The 936-nt window shown below is 68.6% G+C and carries 1 protein-coding gene; it reads right to left on the minus strand.

Annotated elements, in window-relative coordinates; translation table 11 throughout:
• Positions 1-154 precede the first annotated feature (154 nt).
• The coding region (locus tag UK23_RS47950) for a cellulose binding domain-containing protein (protein WP_196778201.1) at positions 155-936 on the minus strand (782 nt) is incomplete at its 5' end.

The raw sequence follows: 936 nt of genomic DNA on the forward strand, positions 1-936 counted from the left end.
GCGCGATCCCCGCGGTGGCGACGGCGGTTGCGGCCGCGACTCCCGCCGCTGCCCACCGCCTTTGTCCGTTGAGCCTCATTGCCACGGATCTCCTGTCTTTCAATGGTGTTTGTTCGGTAAGAGGTCCTCGAGGCCCGGACCTCGAGGACCCTCGTCACGAAACGGCGCAGGAAACGCCGTTGAGCGTGAAGTTCACCGGATCCGGCGCCGGACCCGTCGTCGTCGCGTTGAAGCCGAACTCCGCGGTGCCGCCCGCGGTGATGTCGGCGTTGTACGACGCTCCCTTGGCCGTGGCCTTCCCGTCGACGACGGTGATCGTGGACGACCAGGCCGACGACAGCTGCTGCCCGGCGGGGAAGTCCCAGACGAGCTGCCACGCGCGCACGGTTTCCGCGCTGCCGTTGGAGATCTTCACGTTCGCCGTGAAGCCACCGTTCCAGGTGCTCGGCTTGCCGTAGGTCACCGTGCAGGCGCCGGGACCGCTGCCGGTGCGCACCGCGACGCCCGGCGAGGCCGGTGACACGTTGCCCGCGGAGTCCACCGCGACCACGCGGAAGGCGTAGTCGGTGTTCGCGGTGAGGCCTCTGACGGTGACCGAGTTCGTGGTCGAGGTGGCGGCCACCTGGTCACCGCGGTAGACGCGGTACTCCGACACACCGAAGTTGTCCGCGGACGCCGGCCAGTCCAGCCGCACGGAGCTGCCGGTGACCGAGGACGCGACCGGAGTACCCGGCGCGGTGGGCGGCTGCGTGTCCGGCACGCCACCGCCGAACAGGACGTCGGAGCAGCTGTAGAACGCCTCCGGGCTGTCAGAACGTTGCCACAGCGAGTAGATGATGTGCCGGCCCGACTTGTTCGGCAGTTTCGCCTGCCAGCTGTACTCACCGTTCGCCTGGGGCGGGTTGGTGATCTTGTCGAACGGCACGGGCTCCAGAT

This window comes from Lentzea aerocolonigenes (assembly GCF_000955955.1).
In the GTDB taxonomy this organism is placed as follows: Bacteria; Actinomycetota; Actinomycetes; order Mycobacteriales; family Pseudonocardiaceae; genus Lentzea; species Lentzea aerocolonigenes_A.